This is a genomic window from Amycolatopsis sp. SID8362, from assembly GCF_010550475.1.
GTDB classification, from domain to species: domain Bacteria; phylum Actinomycetota; class Actinomycetes; order Mycobacteriales; family Pseudonocardiaceae; genus Amycolatopsis; species Amycolatopsis eburnea.
Map to the genome: position 1 here is coordinate 1 of NZ_JAAGNB010001684.1, position 2,111 is coordinate 2,111.

The window sequence follows — 2,111 nt, forward strand, 5'->3', positions numbered from 1 at the left end:
CACCGACGTCGACGGCGGCCGGATCCGGTTCACGTCGCCGCTGGGCACCGCGGACGCGACCTGGCGGGGCGCCGAGCCACCGCGCGCCGGCTGGGCCCACGTGGAGCTGGACTTCCCGGCCGGGATCCGGGCCTGGGCGGTCGTCCCGGACGGCGTGCCCGAGCTTCGCGGCACCGGCGGCACCGTCTGCGTCACGGCCCGGGTGGCCGCGTACACCCCCGAGGACGGCGTCGTCACGCTCGATCTCGGCGGCAGCGTGGTGCTGGCGGAACTCCCCGCGCCCGCGCCGGAAATCCGGCCCGGTGCGTGGCTGCGCCTGACCGCCGGCGGCCTCGACCTCTACCCGGTGAACCTGTAGTCACGCCTCCGGGATGTCCCGCAGCAGCCGCCGGAGGCCTTCGGCGTCCAGGAGGTCCGCCGGGCGGATCGTGTGGTTCGCCCGGACGTAGTGGAACGCCGCGCGGACCTGCTCCACCGGGACGTTCTTCAGCGCCGCCCACGCCATCCGGTACGCGGCCAGCTGGACCGCCAGCGCTGGGAGCCGGGACTCCGGCGGGACCGAGCCCGTCTTCCAGTCCACGACCTCCCAGGACCCGTCCGCGTGCCGGAACACCGCGTCCATCCGGCCGCGCAGGGTGATGCCCTCGACATCGGCCGAGAACGAGATCTCCACCGCCTCCGGCACCTTCTCCGCCCACTCGCTCTCCTCGAACGCCGCCCGGAGCTCCTCGAAGTCCGCGTCGGGGGCCTCGTCGAAGTCGGCCGCGCCGGGGAGGTCGTCGATTTCGATGAGCTGGTCGCCCCCGAAGCGGCGTTCCAGCCAGCCGTGGAACTCCGTGCCGCGGCGGGCGAAGCTGTTGGGCTCCGCCGGCAACGGGCGGCGCAGGTCGCTCGCCAGCCGGGCGCTGTCGTCGGCCAGCGTGACCAGCTGGCTCACCGTGAGCCGCGAAGGCAGCGGGACCCGCTTGACGTGGTCGTCCTTGCGTGCCCACTCCTCCAGCAGGACGTCGGTGTCGGTCAGCCAGCCGTCCGGGTCGTCCTCATCTTCTTCTGAAGTCTCCACAGTGGACATCGCCTCGGACACCAGCTCGACCCCGGTCTGCACGCCGGTGCGCCGGTCCGCCAGCGGGTCGACCGGCCACCGGGCCTTCCGCGAGTCCGACACCAGCGGGTTTTCGTCGTCGGCCCCCGGCTCCGGCGCCCAGTCGGCGAGCTGCCCGACGCCGGTTTCGCGCAGCACGTCGGCGATCTCGGTCAGGAACTCCGACGGCCCCTTCGCGCGGCTGCTGCTTTCGTTCCACCAGTGCCCGGAGACGATCAGCGCGTGCTCGGACCGCGTCAGCGCCACGTAGCAGAGCCGCCGCTCCTCCGCCTGCTCCCGCTCGACGAACCCGGCCTCGTGCAGCTCCAGTCCTTCTTGGACTTCCTTGCGGTCGTAGCCCTCGGCGATGCGCAGTTCCGGCAGGTCTTCGGCGTCGCCGCGCAGCGCGGCCGGCAGCGACGTCGCGGTCCGCAGCCACGACGACGACCGCCGCCGGCCGGGGAACACCTCGTGCACCAGGTGCGGGACGGCGACGACCTCCCACTCCAGCCCCTTCGACGAGTGCACGGTGAGCACCTGCACCCGGTCCGGGACGACCTCGACCTCGCCGGGGGTGAGCCCGTCCTCGGCGTGCGCGGCCGTGTTCAGGTAGTCCACAAAGGACAACAGGGTCGCGGTCGGCGCCGTCTCGGCGTAGTCGGTGACGACCTCGGCGAACGCGTCCAGGTGCGCCCGGCCCGCGGAACCGGGGCGTGCCAACGATTCCACGTCCAGGAGCATCGTGCGCTCGACGTCGGCGACGAGCTCCGGCAGCGACTGGTCGAGCCGCCGCCGCAGCGCGGCCAGCTCCCAGCCGATCCGCCGGATGCGCCGGTATCCCTCCTCGGAATACCGGTCCGCCGCCCCGGGTTCGTCGATGGCGTCGATCAGCCCCGCCTGCTCGACGCGCTCGACGACCAGCTCCGGGGTGTCGGACTTCTCCGGGCTGGACAGCTCGCCCGCGCGCCGCCACAGCGCGGCCACGTCGGCGGCCGCGAGGCGCCAGCGCGCGCCGGTCAGCAACCGCGCC

At 73.7% G+C, this 2,111-nt stretch carries 2 protein-coding genes; one reads left to right on the top strand and one right to left on the bottom strand.

Annotation, left to right across the window (positions count from 1 at the left end):
• A partial coding sequence (locus tag G3I65_RS51870) for a hypothetical protein (protein ID WP_160703412.1) occupies positions 1–358 on the top strand: 358 nt, incomplete at its 5' end.
• Here G3I65_RS51870 and G3I65_RS51875 read toward each other — a convergent pair.
• A partial coding sequence (locus tag G3I65_RS51875) for a PD-(D/E)XK nuclease family protein (RefSeq protein WP_203612739.1) occupies positions 359–2,111 on the bottom strand: 1,753 nt, incomplete at its 5' end.